Below are 375 nucleotides of genomic sequence, written 5' to 3'. Positions count from 1 at the left end.
GCAGGTAGATCCGCGTGTTGGCAATCGGCTTGCCGATGGGCGTGCTGTCCGGGGTGTCTGCCCCCGTGCAGTCCCACGCCGTCACATCCACTGCCGCTTCGGTCGGGCCGTACAGGTTGTACAGGCCGGTGCGGGGCAGTTGCGCCTTGAAGCGCCGCACCAGGTGCCCCGGCAACGCCTCGCCGCTGCACATCACCCGCACTAAGCCTTCGCATTGATCTGCCTCGCCATGGGCCAGGAACACATCGAGCATCGACGGCACGAAGTGCAGCGTGGTGATGCCTTGGGCCTGGATCACTTCGCGCAGGTACGCCGGGTCGCGATGCCCGCCCGGACGGGCCATCACCAGCCGCGCGCCGCTGAACAGCGGCCAGA

At 68.0% G+C, this 375-nt stretch carries 1 protein-coding gene; it reads right to left on the bottom strand.

Annotated elements, in window-relative coordinates; all coding sequences use genetic code 11:
• Nucleotides 1-375: AMP-binding protein (locus HU767_RS28630; protein WP_186731125.1), on the bottom strand; the 375-nt coding region annotated here is incomplete at both ends.

It is taken from the genome of Pseudomonas sp. SWRI179 (genome assembly GCF_014268705.1).
In the GTDB taxonomy this organism is placed as follows: domain Bacteria; phylum Pseudomonadota; class Gammaproteobacteria; order Pseudomonadales; family Pseudomonadaceae; genus Aquipseudomonas; species Aquipseudomonas zanjanensis.
The sequence above is the reverse complement of the archived record's forward strand: the minus strand, read 5'-3'. Positions and strand labels throughout refer to the sequence as shown.